The sequence below is a fragment of the Phenylobacterium aquaticum genome, from assembly GCF_022695515.1.
Lineage (GTDB): Bacteria > Pseudomonadota > Alphaproteobacteria > Caulobacterales > Caulobacteraceae > Phenylobacterium > Phenylobacterium aquaticum.
The window spans coordinates 39,270-61,400 of sequence record NZ_JALDPT010000031.1 but is presented as its reverse complement, the minus strand read 5'-3'; the positions used below and the strand labels follow the sequence as shown (position 1 = coordinate 61,400).

The following is a 22,131-nucleotide window of genomic DNA, read 5'->3' as shown; positions in this document are numbered from 1 at the left end:
CCTCCGCCATGCCGTCGCTCACGCCAGATCTGCTTATGGCGCTTTCGTTGTTCGCCTTCGTGTCCTCGATCACGCCGGGCCCGAACAACACCATGCTGATCGCCTCGGGGGCCAATTTCGGCTTCCGGGCCAGCGCCGCCCACATGGCCGGGGTGGCCGTGGGCTTCTGCGCCATGATCGCCGCCGTGGGCCTGGGGCTGGGCGGGGTGTTCCGGGCGTTTCCGGCCCTGCACAAGGTGCTGGCCCTGGCCGGCGGCGGCTACATGCTGTGGCTCGCCTGGAAGATCGCCAACGCCAAGGGCGTGGGGGTGGGGCAGGGGGCCAGCCGCCCCCAGACCTTCGCCCAGGCCGCCAGCTTCCAGCTGGTCAATCCCAAGGCCTGGGCCATGGCGGTGGGCGCGGTGACCACCTACGCCCCGGCCGATCACTACCGGGCCAATGTGATCCTGGTCTCGCTGGTGTTCTTCGCCATCAATGCGCCCTGCATCGCCATCTGGACCGGCTTCGGCGTCGGCCTGCGCAGGTTCCTCGACCGGCCGGCGATCCTGCGGGCCTTCAACATCTCGATGGCCGCCCTGCTGGTGCTGTCTCTGACCCCGCTGGTGTTCGAGCTCGTGGGGCGGTGAGGGCCGGGGAGAGGAGAGTTGCGCTTCGGGTCACGGCCCCTTAAGCGCAGTCCCAGAGTGCGGGCGTGGCGGAATTGGTAGACGCACTGGATTTAGGTTCCAGCGCCGCAAGGCGTGGAGGTTCGAGTCCTCTCGCCCGCACCAACCTGACCGGGACTGAACGAATTCCGTCAGGCGCCGTTCATGTGGCAGGGGCTTATCTGAGCACGTTCGTTGAACGGGTTCAGCCGGCTCGACCGCAAAGGCGGTCTGGCTGGGGGAGCCCTCCCACTCAGAGGTGTTCCACATGAAGATCATCACCCTCGCCCTGGCCGGCGCCCTGGCTGTCGGCTCCCTGGCCGTCTCCGTCCCCGCGTCGGCCCAGCCCTATGGCGGCCCCGGCTACGGCCACGACGACCATCGCGACCGCCATGAAGACCGCTATGAGCGTCGCCATGAGCGCCGGGTCCATCCGGTCCGCGTGTGCCGCACCGAATGGCGTCATCACCACCGTGTCCGGGTCTGCCACACCGAAATGCGCCGCTGGTAGGTCCCGGCGACAAGGGGCCCCCGCGCGGGCCCCTCCGCTCGGCTGTGATCAGAGGCGCGCTTAGGGCTTGGCCCGGCGCGGGGCGCGTGACATAAGGGCGCCCGCTCGCCGCCAGGCCCCTGGCGGCGCTCACCTTTTCAAGCCGAGGGCGGACGTCGAGACGGTGCTTTGTCGCCGCGTCCGAGAAATCCAAGAATGTCGATGCAGATCGTTGAAAAGTCTGGCGAAGGCCTCAGCCGCGTCTATGGCGTGACCGTCCCCGTCGCGGACCTGACCGAACGTCTGGAGGCGCGGATCGCCGAGATCACGCCCACCCTCAACATCAAGGGATTCCGTCCCGGCAAGGTGCCTCCGGCGCATGTGAAGCGCATGTTCGGCAAGGCGCTGATGAGCGAAGTCGTCGAGGCGGCGATCAACGAGACCACCCAGAAGGTGCTCGAGGACAACAAGATCCGTCCCGCCGGCGACCCGGATCTGAAGCCGGAAGGCGACATGCAGGCCGTCGTCGACGGCAAGGCCGACCTCTCCTATGAGATCGCCATCGAGATCATGCCGGAGTTCGAACCGGCCGATCTGACCACCATTTCCCTGACCCGCCCGGTCTATGAGCCCACCGACGCCGAAGTCGAAGAGGCCGTCACCGAGCTGGCCAAGCAGAACCGCACCTATGAGCCCCGCAAGGGCAAGTCTCTGAAGGCCAAGGACGGCGACCTCCTGGTCATCGACTTCCTCGGCACCGTCGACGACGTGGCCTTCGACGGCGGCGCGGCCACCGACGCCGAGCTGACCCTGGGCTCGGGCCAATTCATTCCGGGCTTCGAAGAGCAGCTGGTCGGCGCCAAGCCGGGCGACGAAGTCGTGGTGAAGGTGACCTTCCCCGAGCAGTACCAGGCCGCCGAGCTGGCCGGTAAGGCCGCCGAATTCGCGGTCACCGTCAAGGAAGTGAAGGCGCCGGTCGAATCCAAGATCGACGATGCGCTGGCCGAACGCCTGGGCCTTGAGAGCCTCGACAAGCTCAAGGAACTCCTGAAGACCAATCTGGAAGGCCAGTACGCCGGCGCCTCGCGCTTCAAGCTGAAGCGCGCCCTGCTCGACGTGCTCGACGAGAAGCACGAGTTCCCGCTGCCGCCCAAGATGGTCGAGGCCGAGTTCGGCCAGATCTGGAGCCAGGTCCAGCAGGACAAGGAACGCGGCGGCCTGCCGCCCGAGGACGCCGACAAGTCCGACGAGACCCTGCAGTCCGAATACCGCAAGATCGCCGAGCGCCGCGTGCGCCTGGGCCTGGTGCTGGCCGAAATCGGCCGCGCCAACAACGTCCAGGTCACCGACCAGGAGCTGGCCGAAGCCATGCGCGCCGAGGCCATGCGCTATGGCCCGCAGGCCCAGCAGATCTTCGACTTCTTCCGCCAGAACCCCCAGGCCCAGGCCCAGCTGCGCGCCCCGATCTTCGAGGACAAGGTGGTCGACCTGATCCTCGGTCAGGCCACCGTCGCCGACGAGAAGGTCTCCAAGGAAGAGCTCCTCAAGGAAGACGACATGCCGGAAGGCTACTCGGCCTGATCCTCACCGCCCTGACCGGCGCTGAATTCCATCAATCCCTCCCCTCGCGGGGAGGGATTTTCTTTAGAACTCTGGGTCACCTTGCAACCGACCCCTCCGCACGCGATATCGGAAGGGACAAAAGCGACTCCCTTTCCGGGTCGCCCCATCGAGAAGGGCTTCCTCCCCATGCGTGACCCGCAAACGACCGCGCTGAATCTCGTGCCCATGGTGGTCGAGCAGACCAGCCGCGGCGAGCGCGCCTTTGATATTTTCTCCCGCCTCCTGAAGGAGCGCGTGATCTTCCTGAACGGTCCCGTCGAGGACGGCATGTCGGCGCTGATCTGCGCCCAGCTGCTGTACCTGGAAGCGGAGAACCCGAAGAAGGAAATCCAGATGTACATCAACTCCCCCGGCGGGGTGGTGACGTCCGGTCTGGCGATCTACGACACCATGCAGTACGTGAAGTGCCCGATCGTGACCCTGTGCATGGGCATGGCGGCCTCCATGGGCTCGTTCCTGCTGATGGCGGGCGAGGCCGGCCAGCGCATCGCCCTGCCCAACGCCCGCATCATGGTCCACCAGCCGTCGGGCGGCTATTCGGGCAAGGCCTCGGACATCGAGCGCCACGCCGAGGACATCATCAAGACCAAGCGCCGCCTGAACGAGATCTACGCCAAGCACACCGGCCGGACCTTCGAGGAGGTCGAGGACAAGCTGGACCGCGACACCTTCATGACCGCCGAGGAAGCCAAAGAGTGGGGCCTCGTCGACCAGGTGATCGAGAAGCGCGCCGAGGACTAGGCGCCTTGGGCCTTCGGGCCCACGGTCTGAGATCAGAAAGGCGCTCGCCGGCGACGGCGGGCGCCTTTTGCGCTTCTAACCGCCGAGCACCGCCCGGGTGGCCGCGATCAGCGCCTGGCGTCCGGCCTCTTCGGTGACGTCGAAGCGTTCGAAGTCGTCGCCGGTCCGCAGATCGGCGAACAGCCCCTTCGGGTCCTCGTGGAAATGCAGGAAGGCCTTGGACTTGCGATAGAAGACGCCGCGGGATTTCTCGATCAGGCCGGGCAGGGCGCGCAGCGCCGCGATCAGGGGCTCCAGCTGGTCCAGGGTGGCGGCGCCGGCGTGCTTCATGGCTCGCGAGGATATTGGTCGGGGCGGGCCAGATAATAGTCGGCGGCCGGCAGTCCGTCTTCCGCCTCGACCGCGGCGTTATAGACCCGGTCGTCGAAGCCGCCGCGCTCGGCCCGCTTGGCGATCCGCCGGGCCTCGATCTCGGCCGCGCCCAGGCCGTGCAGCTGGGCGAGCGCCAGGATCACCTCGCTGAGGTCGGCCAGCTCGCCGGCCAGGTCCTCCGCCCCCACCGCCTCGACCGCCTCGGCGGCCTCCTCCAGGAGCTTGGCGCGCAGGGCGCGGTCGAAGGCTGCGTCATCGAGCCGGCGGTCGAACACGGCCAGGCCCTGGTCGCGCATGATCGCGGGCAATTTGTCGCGGATCAGCTTCTCAACCCGAAACCGCATCCGCGCCATGGCCTCAGGGCCTCGCCTTGAACACGCGGTAGCCGCGGTGGTCGGCGATCTTCAGCATGTCCTTGTCGCCGCTGGTGTCGCCATAGGCGGCCTTCAGCTGCAGGTCGTCGCCGAACATGGCGCGCAGACGGCGCACCTTCTCCTGGCCGCGGCAGTTGGGGGTGGCGAAACCGCCGGTGGCCCGGTCATTGGCGTCGAACTGGAGTTCGGTGGCGATCAGGGCGTCGGCGCCCAGGCCGCGGGCGAAGGGGGCCACGATGATGTCCGGCGAGGCGGTGACGATCACCAGCTTGGCGCGACGGGTCCGCCAGCGCTTCCAGGTCGAAAGCGCGTCGCCGCGCAGCAGGCGCGGGGCCTGGTGCTCGGCGAAGGTCTTGGCCTCGTCCTCCAGCTGTTCGCGGCTGACGCCCGCCAGGAACTCCCGCGTCGCCGCGGCCTTGATCCGCCCGCGGTTGCGGTGACCCAGATAGGCGAGGCCGGCCGGCGCCAGACGCATCATGCCGGCGGCGTAGCGCTGCGGACCCGCGCGCCACTTGAGGAAGGTCGTAAAGCTGTCGCGCACCGTGATGGTGCCGTCGAAGTCGAAGGCCACGACCCCGGCGTCCTCGATCTGGTCGTCCAGGAAGTCGGACATTCCGCTTCCGGCGCCCCTGAGGTTGTTCTTGCGTCTCATGTTCCCCCTTTGCGCGCGGATGACCGCGCGCGCGTCAACCGGACTCGCCCCTGGCGCGTCAGCCTCCGGGGATGAGGCGTCGCGTCGCGGGCGCTGATCCTGCCCTGGTCTTGTGCCGTTTCGATGCACACCCATCTAGGGATTCGGACATGCCCGCCATCGGGCGCCCTGTCGCCATTTGTCACCGACGCCGGCCAAAGGCTTGTGATCCTGGCTCGGATCAGGGAATGTCAAGGATTAGACAACCCAAGGCGCGTATCCTGCATAGATGGCGTCAGGAAACGCCTCCGGGAAAGACGGTCTGGCCCTTCGCCGGTCTCGTCGAGAGAGTGAGAAACGACCATGACCAAGGCCGCGAGCGGAGATTCCAAGAGCACCCTCTATTGCTCTTTCTGCGGCAAGAGCCAGCACGAGGTTCGCAAGCTGATTGCGGGCCCGACCGTGTTCATCTGCGATGAATGCGTTGAGCTGTGCATGGATATCATCCGTGAAGAGCACAAGATTTCCTTTGTGAAATCAAAGGACGGCGTGCCGACGCCGAAGGAAATCCGCGAAGTCCTCGACGACTATGTCATCGGCCAGGACCACGCCAAGAAGGTGCTCTCGGTCGCCGTCCACAACCACTACAAGCGCCTCAACCACGCCTCGAAGAACAACGACGTCGAGCTGGGCAAGGCCAACATCCTGCTCATCGGTCCGACCGGTACGGGTAAGACCCTGCTGGCCCAGACGCTCGCCCGAATCATCGACGTGCCGTTCACGGTCGCCGACGCCACGACGCTCACCGAAGCCGGTTATGTCGGCGAGGACGTGGAAAATATCATCCTGAAGCTGCTCCAGGCCGCCGACTACAATGTCGAGCGGGCGCAGCGCGGCATCGTCTACATCGACGAAGTCGACAAGATCAGCCGCAAGTCCGACAACCCCTCGATCACCCGCGACGTGTCGGGCGAGGGCGTGCAGCAGGCGCTCTTGAAGATCATGGAAGGCACCGTCGCCTCCGTGCCGCCGCAGGGCGGGCGCAAGCATCCCCAGCAGGAGTTCCTGCAGGTCGACACCACCAACATCCTGTTCATCTGCGGCGGCGCCTTCGCCGGCCTGGAAAAGATCATCTCGGCCCGCGGGCAGGGGACCTCGATCGGCTTCGGCGCCAAGGTGTCGGACCCGGACGACCGCCGCACCGGCGAGATCTTCCGCCAGGTGGAGCCGGACGACCTGCAGCGCTTCGGCCTGATCCCGGAATTCATCGGCCGTCTGCCGGTGATCGCCACCCTTGACGACCTGGACGTCGCCGCCCTGGTCAAGATCCTGACCGAGCCGAAGAACGCCTTCGTCAAGCAGTACCAGCGCCTGTTCGACATGGAGAACATCGGCCTGACCTTCACCGACGACGCGCTGAACGCCGTGGCCCGCAAGGCCATCCAGCGCAAGACCGGTGCGCGCGGCCTGCGCTCGATCCTCGAGGCCATCCTGCTCGACACCATGTACGAGCTGCCGACCTATGACGGCGTCGAGGAAGTGGTGGTCAACGCCGAGGTGGTCGACGGCCGCGCTCAGCCGCTGATCATCTACGCCGAGCGTCGCGACAAGGGCGGCGCGGCCTAGGCCCCAGCCGGTTCCAAACCCTCGAAAGCCCCGCGGCGCGATCCGCGGGGCTTTTTCGTCGGCGCGGACCTCGCGAAAATTCGCCCTGTGACACACCCACGCGGGCGGATCGGCCTCATAGTTTGTAGACGGATGTCGCCGCAGGCTGGCGGCAACTTGAATAGGCGTCCAAAGCGTCCACATAAATGACCTGACAGACCGCCCGGCAGGGCGGACGGGCCGTCCGACTCAGACGCATCGTCTGACGTGACCGCGGTCCGGCTAAAGGCCGCGCTTCGCTTTGTGAGGGGGCCCGGCCAGGAGTTGATGACGACATGACCGAAGTTAAGACCCTGCCCATTCTTCCGCTGCGGGACATCGTGGTGTTCCCGCACCAGCCGGTGCCGCTCTTCGTGGGCCGCGAGAAGTCTGTGCGCGCGCTTGAAGAAGCGATGAAGACCCCCGGCAAGCAGATCCTGCTGGCCACCCAGAAGGACAAGGACGACGACGATCCGTCGCCCGACGCGATCTATGACGTCGGCGTGGTGGCCTCCGTCCTGCAACTGCTCAAGCTGCCCGATGGCACGGTGAAGGTTCTGGTCGAGGGCAAGGCCCGCGCCGGGATCGCCAAGTTCACCGACCAGGAGGAGTACTACGAGGCGGAGATCTCCTACGTCACCGAGGACGGGGCCGGCTCCGCCGAGGCCGAGGCGCTGTCGCGCGCCGTGGTCGAGCAGTTCGAAAACTATGTGAAGCTCAACAAGAAGGTCCCGCCGGAGGCGCTGGCCTCCATGCCTCAGGTCGACAGCCCCGGGGAGCTGGCCGACCGCATCGCCAGCCACCTGTCGGTGAAGATCGGCGAGAAGCAGAACCTGCTTGAGATCTTCAATGTCGTGAAGCGTCTGGAGAAGGTCTACGCCCTGATGGAGGGCGAGATCTCGGTGATGCAGACCGAGAAGAAGATCCGCAATCGCGTGAAGCGTCAGATGGAGAAGACGCAGCGCGAGTACTATCTGAACGAACAGATGAAGGCGATCCAGCGCGAGCTGGGCGAGCAGGACGACCAGCGCGACGAGCTGATTGACCTCGAGAAGCGCATCAAGAAGACCAAGCTCTCCAAGGAGGCCCGCACGAAGGCGGACGCCGAGCTGAAGAAGCTGCGCAACATGAGCCCGATGTCGGCGGAATCGACGGTTGTCCGGAACTATCTGGACTGGCTCCTGTCGATCCCGTGGGGCAAGGCCAAGACCAAGGCCATCGATCTGGTGAAGGCCGAGGAGACCCTCGACCGCGACCACTATGGTCTGGAGAAGGTCAAGGAGCGGATCCTGGAGTACCTGGCCGTCCAGGCCCGGACCGGGGCACTCAAGGGCCCGATCCTCTGCCTGGTCGGTCCTCCCGGCGTCGGCAAGACCTCGCTGGGCAAGTCGATCGCCGAAGCCACGGGCCGCGAATTCGTTCGCGTGTCGCTGGGCGGGGTGCGCGACGAGGCCGAGATCCGCGGTCACCGCCGGACCTATATCGGCTCCATGCCGGGCAAGATCATCCAGTCCATGAAGAAGGCCAAGTCGACCAACGCCTTCTTCCTGCTGGATGAGATCGACAAGATGGGCTCCGACTATCGCGGCGACCCGTCCTCGGCCCTGCTGGAAGTGCTGGACCCGGCGCAGAACTCCACCTTCGCCGACCACTATCTGGAGGTGGACTACGACCTGTCGCCGGTGATGTTCGTCACCACGGCCAACAGCCTCAACATGCCCCAGCCCCTGCTGGACCGCATGGAGATCATCCGCATCCCCGGCTACACCGAGGATGAGAAGATCGAGATCGCCAAGCGCCACGTGCTGCCGAAGCTCACCAAGGACCACGGCCTGACGGCCGCCGAGTTCGTGGTGCCGGACGCCGCCATCCGCGACCTGATCCGCTACTACACCCGCGAAGCCGGCGTGCGGTCGCTGGAGCGGGAGCTGGGCAATCTGGCGCGCAAGACCGTGCGGGATCTCGGCCGTGAGAAGGTGCTGTCGATCACCATCGACGACGCCCGGCTGGCCAAGTACGCCGGGGTCAAGAAGTACCGCTATGGCGAAACCGACGCCGAGGATCAGGTCGGGATCATCACCGGCCTGGCCTATACCGAGTTCGGCGGCGACATCCTGACCATCGAGGCGGTCAAGATGCCGGGCAAGGGCCGCATGTCCATCACGGGCAACCTGAAGGATGTGATGAAGGAATCGATCTCGGCGGCGAACTCCTATGTCCGCAGCCGGGCGACCCACTTCGGCATCGAACCGCCGGTCTTCGAGAAGACCGATGTCCACATCCACGTGCCGGACGGCGCCACCCCCAAGGACGGTCCCTCCGCGGGGGCCGCCATGGCCACGGCGATCGTCTCGGTGCTGACCGGGATCCCGATCCGCAAGGACATCGCCATGACCGGCGAGGTCACCCTGCGCGGCCGGGTGACGGCCATCGGCGGCCTCAAGGAAAAGCTGCTCGCGGCCCTGCGCTCAGGGGTCAAGACCGTGCTGATCCCCGAGGAGAACGTGAAGGACCTGGAGGACATCCCCGAGTCGGTGAAGACCGGCCTGGAAATCATCCCGGTGTCCTCCATCGATGAAGTGCTGGCCCGGGCCCTGACCGAGCCGCTCGCGCCGATCGATTGGAAGCCGTCCGAGGAACCCGCGGTTGCGGTTGCGACCGAGGATGGAGACCACGAGGCCGTGATCACCCACTGAAAACGTGAAAAATCGGCATTTTTCTTGGCGGCGCAGGGGATTCCTGCGCCGCCTTCGTTTGACGCCTGACGCAAGGTCGCCATAATCGCGACACGCGAAGCAGCCTCGCGAATGCCGCGAGCGGTTCGCGGAGATATAATGGGCTGGGAGAGACAAAAAATGACCAAGGCCGAACTCGTCACGGCGATCGCCGATAAGGCGGGCCTCAACAAGGCGCAGGCGAAAGACGCTCTTGAAGCGTTCATCGATTCTGTCACGGCGTCGCTCAAGGCGGGAGACGAAGTTCGTCTCGTCGGCTTTGGCAGCTTCGTTCCGGTGAAGCGCGCCGCGGGCACCGCCCGCAATCCGCGCACCGGCGAAACCGTCAGCCGTCCGGCGTCCAACACCGCGCGTTTCCGCGTCGGTGAGGGCCTGAAGGGCGCCTTGAACTAGGCGTTCGACGCTTAGTCGACCTACAGGAAAGGGCGGTCGCCGGGCTGGCGGCCGCCCTTTTCGTTTGGCCGACGCCCCGCTAAGACGGGGCCCACGGGCGGCTAGCTCAGCTGGTCAGAGCACCTGGTTTACACCCAGGGGGTCGGGGGTTCGAACCCCTCGCCGCCCACCATCCTGCTTCGCGCTGCGCGCTTCGCAGGACAGGTCCCGCCCAATCCGACGAGCGCCCATGCTCTACCGCCCCCTCGGCCGCACCGGTCTCTCTGTCTCGGAGATCGGATTCGGCTGCGCCAGCTGGTGGGGGCAACGGGCGTTTTCCGAGCGCGACGCCCAGGCCCTGGTCGAGGCGGCGCTCGCCGGCGGGGTCACCCTGTTCGACACCGCCCCCGGCTATTCGGGCGGCGAGGCCGAGCCGCGACTCGGCCGCGTGCTCAAAGGGCGGGACGTTTCGGGCCTGGTGATCTCCACCAAGGCTGGAACCCGGTTCGAGAACGGCCGGATCGTCCGCGACATGTCGCCTCAGGCCATAAGGGTCAGCGTTTCGCGAAGTCTGGAGCGCCTGGGGCTCTCCAAGATCCAGGTGCTGCAGCTGCACGGCCCCTCGGCCGCCGAACTGGTCCCTGAGCTCCTGGAGCCGCTCGCCGACCTCAAGCGCCAGGGTCTGGTCACCGCGATCGGGGTCACCAGCTTCGACCCCGCCGTCATCGACCGTGCAATCGACCAGCCCCAGATCGACGTCGTGATGATCGACTATAATGTGCTGCGCCCCGAGCGCGGGCCGCTGATCGCCCGGGCTGCGGCCGCGGGGAAGGGGGTCCTGGCCGGCATGCCTCTGGCCATGGGCCACACGGGCGGCCAGGTGCTGAAGATCCGGTCCCTGCGCGACCTCTGGTATGCGGCACGCGCGCTCAAGAACCATCGCGCCGAGATCGCCGCCGGCGCGCGCTTCGGGTTTCTGCATCGCCGCGCGGACATGACCGGGGCCCAGGCCGCGCTCGCCTATGTGCTGGCCAACCGGGATGTCGCCGCCGCCGTGGTCGGCGTCACGCGCATGAGCCATCTGACGGACAACCTCGCGGCCTCCGGGCTGGCCTTGCTGCCCGACCTCGCCGATGCCATCCGCACGGCCCAGGACGCCCATCCAAACTAAGTTCGGCGCCATTGCCGCTCCCGGCGGTTTGGGATTTGATCGCCACCAGAGAATGGGCGAGCGACGCCCGCGCATTTGGGAGGACGGGCCTATGGCCGATGGCGCCATGAAGCTGGCCGACGAGGCGCGTCTGCGCGCCTATTCCATGCCGCTCGAAGAGATGCATCCGGGCGATCCGGAGCTGTTTCGCACCAACACCCACTGGCCCTATTTCGAACGCCTGCGCAAAGAGGCCCCGGTCCACTGGTGCCGCGACAGCGAGTTCGGCCCCTATTGGTCGGTCACCCGCTACAACGACATCATGGCCGTCGACACCAATCACCAGGTGTTCTCGTCCGAGGCCGCGCTCGGCGGCATCACCATCCGCGACGCCCGGCCGGACCTGCGCCGTCCCAGCTTCATCGCCATGGATCCGCCCAAGCATGACGTGCAGAGGAAGACGGTCAGCCCGATCGTCTCGCCGACCAATCTGCACATGATGGAGCCGATCATCCGCGAGCGGGCGGCGAAGATCCTCGACGCCCTGCCGATCGGCGAGACCTTCGACTGGGTCGACCGGGTGTCGATCGAGCTCACCACCCAGATGCTGGCGACCCTGTTCGACTTCCCCTTCGAGGAGCGCCGCCGACTGACCCGCTGGTCGGACATCGCCACCTCGATCCCCATCCCCGGCGGGCTGGTGGAGACGGAGGAGGCCCGTCAGGCCGAGCTGATGGACTGCCTGGCCTGGTTCACGAGGCTGTGGAACGAGCGGGTCAATCAGCCGCCCCGCGGCGACCTGATCTCCATGCTGGCCCATGGCGAGGCCACCCGGAACATGACCCCGGACGAATATCTGGGGAACGTCATCCTCTTGATCGTCGGCGGCAACGACACCACCCGCAACTCGATCTCCGGCGGCCTTCTGGCCCTGAACCAGAACCCCGACCAGTACGAGAAGCTGCGAGCCAACCATGACCTCGTGCCGTCGATGGTCTCGGAGATCATCCGCTGGCAGACCCCGCTGGCCCACATGCGCCGCACGGCCACCGAGGACTACGAGCTCGCCGGCCAGACCATCCGGAAGGGCGACAAGGTGGTCATGTGGTACGTCTCGGGCAACCGAGACGACAGCGTCATCGAGGCCCCGGACCGCTTCATCATCGACCGCGAGCGCCCCCGCCAGCATCTGTCCTTCGGCTTCGGCATCCACCGCTGCGTCGGCAACCGCCTGGCTGAGCTGCAGCTGCGCATCGTCTGGGAGGAGATCCTCAAGCGCTGGACCCAGATCGAGGTCGTCGGCGAGCCCAAGATGGTCCGCTCCAGCTTCGTGAAGGGCTATGAGTCCCTGCCGGTGAGGATCGTGGAGTAGGGGGCTCCCCCGATCCGCTCATCCCGGCGAATGCCGGGATCCAGATCCCAAAGCTGGGTGGCGGGCTGGATGTCTTCCGCGCCCCTGGAGCCCACCTCTGCACGCTTCCATCTGGATCCCGGCATTCGCCGGGACGAGCGGAGAGGGGTGACCCCACGGCGCCCTTCCTCTCCCTCCGGGGAGGCGTAAGGTCGCCTCATAAGAACGAGACATCAGGGCGGAAACGACATGACGGACACGTCTTTGGACCTGTCGCAGCTGGATGCTGCGCTGGAGAGCGCCCATCTGCCGGCGCTCTGCGCGGCCCTGGTGCACCTGACCGGGGAGACCCATTGGCTGAAGCCCGAATGGACGCCCGCCTACGACCCCCTGGACCGCACCCAGATCGGCGTGACCGAGGCGGAGCAGGCCAAGCTGCGCGCCGCCGCCAAGGCCGCCATCACCGCCTATCTGACCGGCCAGGCGCCCATGGGCCCGGCCCCCAGCCCCGCCACCATCGAACGCATGATCAGTTTCGTGGCCGGCGCCGAGATCCCCGAGGGCTATGGCGAGTTCCTGGCCGATGAACTGGCCATCGCCGGGACCAGCTCCAAGGACCCGCAGTGGGAGGCGCCGATCCGCCAGGCCGCCGCCCGCAAGCTGAAGGTGCTGGTGGTGGGCGCGGGCATGTCGGGCCTCTTGACCGGCATCCGGCTCAGCCAGGCCGGCGTGCCCTTCCAGATCGTCGAGAAGAACGCCGACGTCGGCGGCACTTGGCTGGAGAACACCTATCCGGGGTGCCGGGTCGACAGCTCCAACCACATGTATTCCTATTCCTTCGAGCCGAACCACTTCTGGCCCCAGCACTTCTCGACCCAGCCGGTGCTGCTCGACTATTTCCGCGGCGTCGCCGACCGCTACGACCTGAAGACACACATCCGCTTCCAGACCAGCGTCGAGGAGATGGTCTGGGATGAGGCGCGGTCGGTCTGGAAGGTGACGCTCAAGACCCCGACCGGCGTCGAGACGGTGGAGGCGACCGCCGTCATCACCGCCGTGGGCCAGCTCAACCGCCCGCGCTTCCCCGACATCAAGGGCCGCGACAGCTTCAAGGGCGAGGCCTTCCACTCCGCCCAGTGGCGCCACGACGTGGACCTGACCGGCAAGCGGGTGGCGGTGATCGGCACGGGGGCCAGCGCCTTCCAGTTCGTGCCCGAGATCGTCGACCAGGTCGCCAGCCTGACCGTCTTCCAGCGCACCCCGCCCTGGAGCCTGCCGGCCCTGCACTATCACGAGGATGTCCCGGCCGGGATGAACTGGCTGCTGGAGCACCTGCCCAATTACGACAAGTGGTACCGCTTCTTCCTGTTCTGGATGGCCACCGACGGCTTCCTGGCCGGGGTGCGGGCCGATCCCAAGTGGAACGGGCCCAAGGATACGGTCAGCCTCGATAACGCGCTCTTCAAGGACATGCTGGCCATGGCCATCCAGGCCCAGGTCGCGGACCGCCCCGACCTGGCCGAGAAGGTGATTCCCAAATACCCGTTCGGCGGCAAGCGCGCCCTCTTGGACAACGGCGTCTGGCTGGCGGCGCTGAAGCGCCCGAACGCCCAGCTGATCGACGACGCCATCACCGAGATCACGCCCACGGGAATCGTCACCGCCGACGGCAAGGCCCACGAGGTCGACGTCATCATCTACGGCACCGGCTTCCACGCCTCGAAGTTCCTGTGGCCGATGAAGATCAAGGGCCGGGGCGGGGCCGACCTGCACGAGACCTGGGCGGGCGATCCCAAGGCCTATCTGGGCATGACCACGCCCGGCTTCCCGAACCTGTTCATGATCTACGGGCCCAACACCAACATCGTGGTCAACGGCTCGATCGTGTTCTTCTCCGAATGCAGCGTCCGCTACATCGTGGGCTGCCTGAGGCTGATGGCCGAGCGGGGGATCTCGGCGCTGGAGGTCAAGCGCGACGTGACCGAGGCCTTCAACGCCCGGGTCGACGCCGGCAATGCGCTTATGGCCTGGGGCTCGCCCCACGTGACCAGCTGGTACAAGACCGAAAACGGCCGGGTCAGCCAGAACTGGCCCTTCGCCCTGGTCGACTACTGGCGCGCGACCCTGGCGCCCGACCCCGCGGACTTCGCGCTGAAGTGGGCGGCCGAGCCGGTGGGGTAGGGGGCCAAGCGTCCTTCTCCCCTTGCGGGAGAAGGTGGCGGCGAAGCCGACGGATGAGGGGTTTTGCTCCGATATCCGCTTAGGCTTGGCGGCGCCTTGTCTCGAAACTCTGAGCGACCCCTCACCCGACCCCTCTTCGAGGGGCCACCCTCTCCCGCAAGGGGAGAGGGGCAAGATCCGATCGGCGGCGGCATGTTTGTGAACAAATAGCCGCGCAGGCGCGTCCCCGCGATCGCTCGCGGCGCCAAACTTCAGATTTTCAGGGAGAAGTGGCGCGAATGACGGGGCTCGAACCCGCGACCTCCGGCGTGACAGGCCGGCGCTCTAACCAACTGAGCTACATCCGCATCTATGCTTCGCGTCGCCGCGAGGGGCGTCTGATATGTCCCGACCGGAATCGTGTCAACGCCCGAGTTGCGAGAAGTGACGATCACGGCGTGTTTCTTGTGCGTGGGGCCCCGCCATACCCGGTCTGAGGTGTCCGATAACGAGGTTTCGCATTTAGGGCGCGACAGTGTGACACCGCCGTTTGAACCCTGCGCAATGCTGGTCTAGAAGGGCCGCGACTCCTTCGAGGATTCCATGAACGCCTTTCTCCTGCAGTACCTCCCGATCGTGATCTTCCTGGGGATCTCGAGCGTCCTGGGGGTCGTATTCATCCTGGCCTCGGCGCTGCTCGCCCCGACCGCGCCGGACCCGGAAAAGCTCTCGTCCTACGAGTGCGGCTTCAACGCCTTCGACGATGCGCGGATGAAGTTCGACGTCAGATTCTATCTGGTCTCGATCCTCTTCATCATCTTCGACCTCGAGGTGGCGTTCCTGTTCCCCTGGGCGGTCTCGCTCATGAAACTGCCGACCGCCGTCGCGCAGTTTTCGTTCTGGTCGATGATGACCTTCCTGGGCGTCCTGACCGTCGGCTTCATCTATGAATGGAAGAAGGGCGCGCTCGAATGGGAGTGATCGTTCCCGCGGGCTCCGCCGGTCGCTCGACCGTCGAGGGCTATGATCCGAAGCTGCACGACCCCTTCTTCGACGGGGTCTCTCAGCAATTGGCCGACAAGGGCTTCATCACCGCCGCGGCGGATGACCTCATCACCTGGGCCCGCACGGGTTCGCTGATGTGGATGACCTTCGGCCTGGCCTGCTGCGCCGTCGAGATGATGCACGCCTCGATGCCGCGCTATGACCTGGAGCGCTACGGCTTCGCGCCCCGCGCGTCACCGCGCCAGTCGGACGTGATGATCGTGGCCGGCACCCTGTGCAACAAGATGGCTCCGGCTCTGCGCAAGGTCTACGACCAGATGCCCGAGCCCCGCTACGTCATCTCGATGGGCTCCTGCGCCAACGGCGGCGGCTACTACTATTTCAGCTATTCCGTCGTGCGCGGCTGCGACCGGATCGTTCCGGTCGACATCTATGTGCCCGGCTGCCCGCCCACCGCCGAGGCCCTGGTCTATGGCGTGCTGCAGCTGCAGAAAAAGATCCGTCGCACGGGGACCATCGAGCGATGAGCTGGCCGGTCACCGACGAAACCTTCGAAACCCTCGGCCAACAGATCCTGGCCGACGGCGCGGGCGCCTTCACCGACGCCACCGTGGCCTTTGGCGAGCTGACCTTGACCGGCCCGGCCGACAAGGCGGTCGAGGCCCTGACCCTGCTGCGCGACAAGTTCGGCTTTCACCAGCTGATCGACCTCAGCGGCGTCGACTATCCCGACCGTCCGTTGCGCTTCGACGTGGTCTATCACCTGCTGTCGATGACCCGGAACGCGCGCCTGCGCTTCAAGGTCCAGACCGACGAGGACACCGCCGTGCCCACCGCCACGGGGGTCTTCCCCTGCGCCGACTGGTACGAGCGCGAGACCTTCGACATGTACGGCGTGTTCTTCTCCGGCCACCCGGACCTGCGCCGCATCCTCACCGATTATGGGTTCCACGGGCATCCGCTCCGCAAGGACTTCCCTATGACCGGCTATGTCGAGCTGCGCTACGACGATGAGCTCAAGCGCGTCGTCTATGAGCCGGTGAAGTCCGTCGAATACCGCAACTGGGACTTCATGTCGCCCTGGGAAGGGGCCGACTATGTTCTGCCCGGCGACGAAAAGGCCCCGCAAGCCGGAGGACCGAAGTGATGGCTGACGACGCCACCCCCATCCCGTCCGTGACCGAAGCCGTCGTCGAGACGTCGCTCGTCCCGGAAACCCCGGTCCGCAAGTTCAACATCAATTTCGGTCCCCAGCACCCGGCGGCCCACGGCGTTCTGCGCCTGGTCCTGGAGCTGGACGGCGAGATCGTCGAACGCGTCGATCCGCACATCGGCCTGCTGCATCGCGGCACCGAGAAGCTGATGGAGTACCGGACCTACCTCCAGAACATCCCCTATCTCGACCGCCTCGACTATGTGGCGCCGATGAACCAGGAACATGCGTTCTGCCTGGCCATCGAGAAGCTGCTGGGCCTGGAAGTGCCCAAGCGCGGCAGCCTGATCCGGGTGATCTTCTGCGAGATCGGCCGGGTGCTGAACCACCTCCTCAACGTCACGACCCAGGCCATGGACGTCGGCGCGCTCACCCCGCCGCTCTGGGGCTTTGAGGAGCGTGAGAAGCTGATGGTGTTCTATGAGCGCGCGTCCGGTGCGCGCCTGCACGCCAACTTCTTCCGGCCCGGCGGCGTCCACCAGGACCTGACCGAAAGCCTGATCGACGACATCGACGCCTGGGCCAAGGCCTTCGAGCGGCCGATCAACGACATCGACAAGCTGATCACCGGCAACCGCATCTTCAAGCAGCGCAACGTCGACATCGGCGTGGTGACCAAGGAGCAGGCCCTGGCCTGGGGCTTCTCGGGCGTGATGGTGCGCGGCTCCGGCATCGCCTGGGACCTGCGCCGTTCGCAGCCCTATGAGTGCTATGACGAGTTCGAGTTCGACATTCCGCTCGGCCTGAACGGCGACTGCTACGACCGCTATCTCTGCCGGATGCAGGAGATGCGGGAGTCGGTGAAGATCATCCGCCAGGCGATCGCCCAGCTGAAGAAGACGCCCGGCCCCGTGCTCACCGAGGACAACAAGGTCTCGCCGCCCCGTCGCGGCGAGATGAAGAAGTCCATGGAAGCCCTGATCCACCACTTCAAGCTCTACACCGAGGGCTTCCACACGCCGGAAGGCGAGGTCTATGCGGCCGTGGAAGCGCCCAAGGGCGAGTTCGGGGTGTTCCTGGTCTCCAACGGCACCAACAAGCCCTACCGCGTGAAGCTGCGCGCCCCGGGCTTCCCGCACCTGTCGGCCATGGACTGGATGAACCGCGGCCACATGCTGGCCGACGTCTCCGCGATCCTGGGCTCGCTGGACATCGTGTTCGGGGAGGTCGACCGTTGAGCGGCCCCGCCGAGATCGTCGCGGCCCAGCTCGCGGCCTATAACGCCCAGGACCTCGACGCCTTCTGCGCCTGCTATGCGGACGACGCGGTGCTGGCCGGTTATAATGGCGAGATCACCAATACGGGCCTCGCCTCGATCCGCGAGCGCCACGCCAAGCTGTTCGCCGAGTTCCCGCAGAACACCGCCACCCTGGTGAACCGCATCGTCGTCGGCGCCAACGTCATCGACCACGAGAAGGTCTCGCGCGCCCCCGGCGGCGACAGCTTCGAGGTCGCGCCCATCTACACCATCGCGGACGGCAAGATCGCCCGCGTCGACTTCGTGAAGTGAGGCCCTCTTGAGCGTTCGTCGCCTCTCCCCGAACCAGCCCGACAGCTTCGCCTTCACGCCGGAGCAGGAAGCCCTGGCCCAGTGGTGGATCGCCAAGTTCCCGGCGGGCCGCCAGCAATCGGCGGTGCTGCCGCTGCTCTGGCTGGTCCAGAAGCAGCAGGGCTGGGTGTCCGAGCCCGCCCTGCGGGTCGTGGCCGAAAAGCTCGGCATGCCGGTGATCCGGGTCTATGAGGTCGCCACCTTCTATACGATGTTCATGCTGGAGCCGGTCGGCTCCAAGGCGCTCGTGCAGGTCTGCGGCACCACGCCCTGCATGCTGCGCGGCGCCGGCGACCTGATCAGCGTCTGCCAGCGGAAGTTCGGCAACCGCGACCACCTGTCGGCTGACGGCCAGTTCTACTGGCAGGAAGTCGAGTGCCTGGGCGCCTGCTCGAACGCGCCCATGGCCGCGATCAATGACTATTATTACGAGGACCTGACCGCCGAGAGCTTCGAGGCGATCCTCGACGACTTCGCGGCCGGCAAGTCGCCTGCGCCGGGATCGGCGATCAAGCGCCAGGGCGCGGCCCCCGAGGGCGGCCCGCTGGTGCTGACCGATCCCAAGCTCTACGACGGCTCCGCCGCCAAGCCGATCAAGTCGCTCCCCAACGCGCCGCCCAAGGGCAAGGCCGCCAAGGAGCCCGCCGCGTAATGATCTATTCCGCGCAAGACATGTCCATCGCCGGGTCCGCCCGCGCGAACAGGGGAGAGTAGGGGATCGTGGTCGGAATCCTGGAAGACAAGGACCGCATCTTCACGAACGTCTATGGCCTCCATGACTGGGGCCTGGAGGGCGCGAAGGCGCGTGGGTGCTGGAACGCGACCCGCGAGATGCTGCAGCAGACGCCGGAATGGCTCTGCGACCAGATCAAGAATTCGGGCCTGCGCGGCCGCGGCGGCGCCGGCTTCTCCACCGGCCTGAAGTGGACCTTCATGCCCAAGCAGGAGAGCGAGCGGCCCCACTATCTGGTGGTCAACGCCGACGAATCCGAGCCGGGCACCTGCAAGGACCGCGAGATCCTGCGCAATGACCCGCACCTGTTGATCGAAGGCTGCCTGATCGCCGCCTACGCGATCCGGGCGCACACGGCCTATGTCTATATCCGCGGCGAATACGTCTTCGAGCGCGAGCGCCTGGAGGCGGCGATCAAGCAGGCCTATGCGGCCAAGCTGATCGGCAAGGGCAATGTCCACGGCTGGGACTTCGACCTGCACGTCACCCATGGCGGCGGGGCCTATATCTGCGGCGACGAAACCGCCCTGATGGAAAGCCTGGAAGGCAAGAAGGGCCAGCCGCGCCTGAAGCCCCCGTTCCCGGCCGCGCCGGCATCTATGGCTGCCCGACCACCATCAACAACGTCGAGTCGATCTCCGTGGTCGGCACGATCCTGCGCCGGGGCGCGGAGTGGTTCGCGGGCTTCGGCCGGCCGAACAACACTGGCACCAAGCTGATGGCCATCTCGGGCCATGTGATGAAGCCCTGCGTCGTCGAAGAGGCGATGTCGATCCCGCTGAAGCAGCTCTTGGAAGACCATTGCGGCGGCATTCGCGGCGGCTGGGGCAACCTCAAGGCGGTGATCCCCGGCGGTTCGTCCGTCCGCATGATCCCGGCCCATGAGGCCGAGACGGCCCTGATGGACTTCGACAGCCTCTCGGCGCTGAAGTCCGGCCTCGGCACCGCCGCGGTCATCGTCATGGACCAGTCCACCGACATCGTGAAGGCGGTCGCCCGGCTCTCCTACTTCTACAAGCATGAGAGCTGCGGCCAGTGCACGCCGTGCCGCGAAGGCACCGGCTGGATGTGGCGGGTCATGGAGCGCATGGCGACCGGCGAGGCCGAGATGCGCGAGATCGACATGCTGCTCGACGTGGCCAGCCAGGTCGAAGGCCACACCATCTGCGGCCTCGGCGACGCGGCGGCCTGGCCGATCCAGGGCCTGTTCCGCCACTTCCGCCACGAAGTCGAAGAGCGGATCACCAACTATCGCGCCGGCAAACCCTTCGTTCAGGGCGCACCCTTCAGGCGGCGGAGTAAGAGATGCCCAAAGCCAAGGTCAATGGCGTCGAGGTCGAGTTCGAACCCGGCATGACGGTTCTGCAGGTGGCGGAACTGGCCGGGGAAGAGATCCCGCGCTTCTGCTACCACGAGCGCCTGTCCATCGCCGGCAACTGCCGCATGTGCCTGGTCGAGGTGAAGCCCGGTCCGCCGAAGCCCCAGGCTTCGTGCGCCCTGCCGGCCGCCGACAACCAGGAGATCTTCACCAACACGCCGATGGTGAAGAAGGCCCGCGAAGGGGTGATGGAGTTCCTGCTCATCAACCACCCGCTGGATTGCCCGATCTGCGACCAGGGCGGCGAGTGCGATCTGCAGGACCAGGCCATGGGCTATGGCCGCGACGACAGCCGCTACGCCGACAACAAGCGCGCGGTCGAAGAGAAGTCGATGGGGCCGTTGATCAAGACGGTCATGACCCGCTGCATCCAGTGCACGCGCTGCGTCCGCTTCATCACCGAAGTGGCCGGCGTGCCGGACATCGGTCTCATCTCCCGCGGCGAAGACGTTGAAATCACGACCTATCTCGGCAAGGCGGTCGCCTCCGAGCTGTCGGCCAATGTGATCGACCTGTGCCCGGTCGGCGCGCTCACCTCGAAGCCCTACGCCTTCAACGCCCGCCCCTGGGAGCTGAAGAAGACCGAGAGCGTCGATGTCATGGACGCGCTGGGCTCGGCGATCCGCGTCGACAGCCGCGGTCCCGCGGTGCTCCGCGTGCTGCCCCGGCTGAACGAGGAGATCAACGAGGAGTGGATCAGCGACAAGACCCGCTATGCGGTCGACGGTCTCTCCCGCCAGCGTCTGGATCGCCCCTACGTCCGTGAGAACGGCAAGCTGCGTCCCGCCACCTGGGCCGAGGCGCTCTCGCTCGTCGCCGACAAGCTGAAGGCCGCCCCCGCCGACCGCATCGGCGTCATCGCCGGCGATCAGCAGGACGTCGAATCCATGAAGGCCGCCAAGGACCTGTTCGGGTCGCTGGGCGTGACCAATCTCGACTGCCGCCAGGACGGCATGGCGCTCGGCGCCGGTCCCCGCGAAAGCTGGCTGTTCAATTCGACCATCGCCGGCATCGAAAACGCCGACGTGATCCTGCTGGTCGGAACCAATCCGCGCCTCGAGGCCCCGGTGCTCAACGCCCGCCTGCGCAAGCGCTGGATGGCGGGCGCCCTGAAGGTCGGCGTGATCGGCGAACAGCCGGACCTGACCTATGGCTACGAATATCTGGGCGCCGGTCCGGCCAGCCTGACGGGGCTTTCCAAGTCCAAGGGCGACTTCCTCAAGGCCCTGAAGGACGCCAAGGCTCCGGCGATCATCCTGGGCTCCGGCGCTCTGGCCCGCGCCGACGGCGCGGCGGTGGCCAAGGCGGCCGCTGCGGTCGCCAAGACCTACAAGATGACCTGGAACGTGCTGCACAGCGCTGCGGCCCGGGTCGGCGGCCTGGATCTCGGGTTCATTCCGGGTGAGGGCGGCAAGACGGCGGCCGAGATGGTCAAGCCGGGCGCGCTGGACGTTCTCTTCCTGCTGGGCGCCGACGAGATCGGTCTCACCGGCTCCGACGCCTTCACGGTCTATCTGGGCACCCACGGGGACGCTGGCGCGCACCGCGCCGACGTCATCCTGCCGGGCGCGGCCTATACCGAGAAGGACGGCCTCTATGTGAACACCGAGGGCCGGGTCCAGCTGGGCCAGCGCGCGGTGTTCCCGAAGGGCGAGGGCCGTGAGGACTGGTCGATCCTGCGGGCCCTGTCCGACAAGCTCGGCAAGACCTTGCCCTATGACACCCTGGCCCAGCTGCGGGCCAAGCTGTTCGCCGATCATCCGACCTTCGGCCAGATCGACTATGTGGCCGGCCCGGTCGACTTCGATCTTTCCGCCGTGGGCGGGGAGGGCGCGGTCTCCGACCAGGCCTTCGAAAGCCCGATCAAGGCCTTCCACCTGACCAACCCCATCGCCCGCGCCAGCGTGACGATGGCCGAGTGCGCCGCCCAGGCTTCGGGCGCCGCCAAGATCGCGGCGGAGTAGAC

Annotated in this window: 20 protein-coding genes, 3 tRNA genes and 1 pseudogene; 20 read left to right on the top strand and 4 right to left on the bottom strand. The window is 66.5% G+C overall.

Annotation, left to right across the window (positions count from 1 at the left end):
* Window positions 1-35 precede the first annotated feature (35 nt).
* The 5 genes from MQH10_RS19865 (at window position 36) to MQH10_RS19845 (ending at window position 3,498) form a co-directional block, all read left to right on the top strand.
* Window positions 36-626: a LysE family translocator gene (locus MQH10_RS19865; protein ID WP_242565722.1), complete on the top strand. Its 591-nt coding sequence runs from the start codon at window positions 36-38 to the stop codon at window positions 624-626.
* A gap of 59 nt (window positions 627-685) precedes the next feature.
* Window positions 686-770, top strand: a tRNA-Leu gene (locus MQH10_RS19860).
* Window positions 771-912: 142 nt separating this feature from the next.
* Entirely contained in the window at window positions 913-1,155 is a 243-nt protein-coding gene (locus MQH10_RS19855; RefSeq protein WP_242565721.1) for a hypothetical protein, read from the top strand.
* A gap of 201 nt (window positions 1,156-1,356) precedes the next feature.
* Entirely contained in the window at window positions 1,357-2,715 is a 1,359-nt protein-coding gene (tig, locus tag MQH10_RS19850; protein WP_272887043.1) for a trigger factor, read from the top strand.
* Between the two features lie 168 nt (window positions 2,716-2,883).
* Window positions 2,884-3,498, top strand: coding sequence for an ATP-dependent Clp protease proteolytic subunit (locus MQH10_RS19845; RefSeq protein ID WP_242565719.1), 615 nt, complete (start codon window positions 2,884-2,886; stop codon window positions 3,496-3,498).
* A 75-nt stretch (window positions 3,499-3,573) separates the two neighbouring features.
* Here MQH10_RS19845 and MQH10_RS19840 read toward each other — a convergent pair whose 3' ends face one another.
* The 3 genes from MQH10_RS19840 to MQH10_RS19830 are packed head-to-tail and all read right to left on the bottom strand — an operon-like array spanning window position 3,574 to window position 4,857.
* Entirely contained in the window at window positions 3,574-3,828 is a 255-nt protein-coding gene (locus tag MQH10_RS19840) for a hypothetical protein (RefSeq protein WP_242565718.1), read from the bottom strand.
* The gene (locus MQH10_RS19835; RefSeq protein ID WP_242565717.1) at window positions 3,825-4,214 is read right to left on the bottom strand and encodes a nucleoside triphosphate pyrophosphohydrolase; all 390 of its coding nucleotides are present in this window, start codon (window positions 4,212-4,214) and stop codon (window positions 3,825-3,827) included. The genes MQH10_RS19840 and MQH10_RS19835 overlap by 4 nt, the downstream gene beginning before the upstream one ends.
* Window positions 4,215-4,227: 13 nt before the next feature.
* A complete protein-coding gene (locus MQH10_RS19830) occupies window positions 4,228-4,857 on the bottom strand; it encodes an HAD-IB family hydrolase (RefSeq protein WP_242565716.1) in 630 nt (209 codons plus the stop codon).
* 381 nt (window positions 4,858-5,238) lie between these two features.
* Between MQH10_RS19830 and clpX the strand changes: the two genes are divergently transcribed.
* The 7 genes from clpX to MQH10_RS19795 all read left to right on the top strand — a co-directional run bounded on the left by clpX (window position 5,239) and on the right by MQH10_RS19795 (window position 14,308).
* Window positions 5,239-6,501, top strand: a complete 1,263-nt coding sequence (clpX, locus tag MQH10_RS19825; RefSeq protein WP_242565715.1) for an ATP-dependent Clp protease ATP-binding subunit ClpX — start codon at window positions 5,239-5,241, stop codon at window positions 6,499-6,501.
* A gap of 314 nt (window positions 6,502-6,815) precedes the next feature.
* The gene (lon, locus tag MQH10_RS19820) at window positions 6,816-9,215 is read left to right on the top strand and encodes an endopeptidase La (protein WP_242565714.1); all 2,400 of its coding nucleotides are present in this window, start codon (window positions 6,816-6,818) and stop codon (window positions 9,213-9,215) included.
* 159 nt (window positions 9,216-9,374) lie between these two features.
* Entirely contained in the window at window positions 9,375-9,647 is a 273-nt protein-coding gene (locus tag MQH10_RS19815) for an HU family DNA-binding protein (RefSeq protein WP_242565713.1), read from the top strand.
* A 95-nt stretch (window positions 9,648-9,742) separates the two neighbouring features.
* A tRNA-Val gene (locus MQH10_RS19810) sits at window positions 9,743-9,819 on the top strand.
* Window positions 9,820-9,876: 57 nt separating this feature from the next.
* Window positions 9,877-10,797, top strand: coding sequence for an aldo/keto reductase (locus MQH10_RS19805; RefSeq protein ID WP_242565712.1), 921 nt, complete (start codon window positions 9,877-9,879; stop codon window positions 10,795-10,797).
* A 91-nt stretch (window positions 10,798-10,888) separates the two neighbouring features.
* Window positions 10,889-12,148, top strand: a complete 1,260-nt coding sequence (locus tag MQH10_RS19800) for a cytochrome P450 (protein ID WP_242565711.1) — start codon at window positions 10,889-10,891, stop codon at window positions 12,146-12,148.
* Window positions 12,149-12,376: 228 nt separating this feature from the next.
* Window positions 12,377-14,308 (top strand): flavin-containing monooxygenase, encoded by a 1,932-nt coding sequence (locus tag MQH10_RS19795; protein ID WP_242565710.1) that lies wholly within the window; start codon window positions 12,377-12,379, stop codon window positions 14,306-14,308.
* Between the two features lie 270 nt (window positions 14,309-14,578).
* Here the strand turns inward: MQH10_RS19795 and MQH10_RS19790 are convergent.
* Window positions 14,579-14,655, bottom strand: a tRNA-Asp gene (locus tag MQH10_RS19790).
* A gap of 235 nt (window positions 14,656-14,890) precedes the next feature.
* Here MQH10_RS19790 and MQH10_RS19785 point away from each other — a divergent pair.
* From MQH10_RS19785 to nuoG, 8 genes and pseudogenes are all read left to right on the top strand, one after another.
* Window positions 14,891-15,268 carry an NADH-quinone oxidoreductase subunit A gene (locus tag MQH10_RS19785; protein WP_242565709.1) on the top strand — a complete coding sequence of 126 codons (378 nt, stop codon included), beginning with the start codon at window positions 14,891-14,893 and terminating at the stop codon, window positions 15,266-15,268.
* Window positions 15,238-15,819, top strand: coding sequence for a NuoB/complex I 20 kDa subunit family protein (locus MQH10_RS19780; RefSeq protein WP_242565708.1), 582 nt, complete (start codon window positions 15,238-15,240; stop codon window positions 15,817-15,819). Before MQH10_RS19785 ends, MQH10_RS19780 begins: the two co-directional genes overlap by 31 nt.
* Window positions 15,816-16,439, top strand: a complete 624-nt coding sequence (locus MQH10_RS19775) for an NADH-quinone oxidoreductase subunit C (RefSeq protein ID WP_242565707.1) — start codon at window positions 15,816-15,818, stop codon at window positions 16,437-16,439. The genes MQH10_RS19780 and MQH10_RS19775 overlap by 4 nt, the downstream gene beginning before the upstream one ends.
* Entirely contained in the window at window positions 16,439-17,683 is a 1,245-nt protein-coding gene (locus MQH10_RS19770; RefSeq protein WP_242565706.1) for an NADH-quinone oxidoreductase subunit D, read from the top strand. The genes MQH10_RS19775 and MQH10_RS19770 overlap by 1 nt, the downstream gene beginning before the upstream one ends.
* Window positions 17,680-18,015 (top strand): nuclear transport factor 2 family protein, encoded by a 336-nt coding sequence (locus tag MQH10_RS19765; RefSeq protein WP_242565705.1) that lies wholly within the window; start codon window positions 17,680-17,682, stop codon window positions 18,013-18,015. Before MQH10_RS19770 ends, MQH10_RS19765 begins: the two co-directional genes overlap by 4 nt.
* A 7-nt stretch (window positions 18,016-18,022) precedes the next feature.
* Window positions 18,023-18,706 carry an NADH-quinone oxidoreductase subunit NuoE gene (gene nuoE, locus MQH10_RS19760; protein WP_242565704.1) on the top strand — a complete coding sequence of 228 codons (684 nt, stop codon included), beginning with the start codon at window positions 18,023-18,025 and terminating at the stop codon, window positions 18,704-18,706.
* 68 nt (window positions 18,707-18,774) lie between these two features.
* A pseudogene (gene nuoF, locus MQH10_RS19755) lies at window positions 18,775-20,144 on the top strand (NADH-quinone oxidoreductase subunit NuoF).
* Entirely contained in the window at window positions 20,093-22,129 is a 2,037-nt protein-coding gene (gene nuoG / locus MQH10_RS19750; RefSeq protein WP_242565703.1) for an NADH-quinone oxidoreductase subunit NuoG, read from the top strand. The pseudogene nuoF and the gene nuoG overlap by 52 nt, the downstream one beginning before the upstream one ends.
* Window positions 22,130-22,131: the final 2 nt, after the last annotated feature.

What these genes read in the sequence shown, in the direction of transcription:
- MQH10_RS19865 (WP_242565722.1), top strand. Translation starts at nt 36, where the DNA reads ATGGCGCTTTCGTTGTTCGCCTTCGTGTCCTCGATCACGCCGGGCCCG.
- MQH10_RS19855 (WP_242565721.1), top strand. Translation starts at nt 913, where the DNA reads ATGAAGATCATCACCCTCGCCCTGGCCGGCGCCCTGGCTGTCGGCTCC.
- tig (WP_272887043.1), top strand. Translation starts at nt 1,357, where the DNA reads ATGCAGATCGTTGAAAAGTCTGGCGAAGGCCTCAGCCGCGTCTATGGC.
- MQH10_RS19845 (WP_242565719.1), top strand. Translation starts at nt 2,884, where the DNA reads ATGCGTGACCCGCAAACGACCGCGCTGAATCTCGTGCCCATGGTGGTC.
- MQH10_RS19840 (WP_242565718.1), bottom strand. Translation starts at nt 3,828, where the DNA reads ATGAAGCACGCCGGCGCCGCCACCCTGGACCAGCTGGAGCCCCTGATC.
- MQH10_RS19835 (WP_242565717.1), bottom strand. Translation starts at nt 4,214, where the DNA reads ATGCGGTTTCGGGTTGAGAAGCTGATCCGCGACAAATTGCCCGCGATC.
- MQH10_RS19830 (WP_242565716.1), bottom strand. Translation starts at nt 4,857, where the DNA reads ATGTCCGACTTCCTGGACGACCAGATCGAGGACGCCGGGGTCGTGGCC.
- clpX (WP_242565715.1), top strand. Translation starts at nt 5,239, where the DNA reads ATGACCAAGGCCGCGAGCGGAGATTCCAAGAGCACCCTCTATTGCTCT.
- lon (WP_242565714.1), top strand. Translation starts at nt 6,816, where the DNA reads ATGACCGAAGTTAAGACCCTGCCCATTCTTCCGCTGCGGGACATCGTG.
- MQH10_RS19815 (WP_242565713.1), top strand. Translation starts at nt 9,375, where the DNA reads ATGACCAAGGCCGAACTCGTCACGGCGATCGCCGATAAGGCGGGCCTC.
- MQH10_RS19805 (WP_242565712.1), top strand. Translation starts at nt 9,877, where the DNA reads ATGCTCTACCGCCCCCTCGGCCGCACCGGTCTCTCTGTCTCGGAGATC.
- MQH10_RS19800 (WP_242565711.1), top strand. Translation starts at nt 10,889, where the DNA reads ATGGCCGATGGCGCCATGAAGCTGGCCGACGAGGCGCGTCTGCGCGCC.
- MQH10_RS19795 (WP_242565710.1), top strand. Translation starts at nt 12,377, where the DNA reads ATGACGGACACGTCTTTGGACCTGTCGCAGCTGGATGCTGCGCTGGAG.
- MQH10_RS19785 (WP_242565709.1), top strand. Translation starts at nt 14,891, where the DNA reads ATGAACGCCTTTCTCCTGCAGTACCTCCCGATCGTGATCTTCCTGGGG.
- MQH10_RS19780 (WP_242565708.1), top strand. Translation starts at nt 15,238, where the DNA reads ATGGAAGAAGGGCGCGCTCGAATGGGAGTGATCGTTCCCGCGGGCTCC.
- MQH10_RS19775 (WP_242565707.1), top strand. Translation starts at nt 15,816, where the DNA reads ATGAGCTGGCCGGTCACCGACGAAACCTTCGAAACCCTCGGCCAACAG.
- MQH10_RS19770 (WP_242565706.1), top strand. Translation starts at nt 16,439, where the DNA reads ATGGCTGACGACGCCACCCCCATCCCGTCCGTGACCGAAGCCGTCGTC.
- nuoG (WP_242565703.1), top strand. Translation starts at nt 20,093, where the DNA reads ATGCCCAAAGCCAAGGTCAATGGCGTCGAGGTCGAGTTCGAACCCGGC.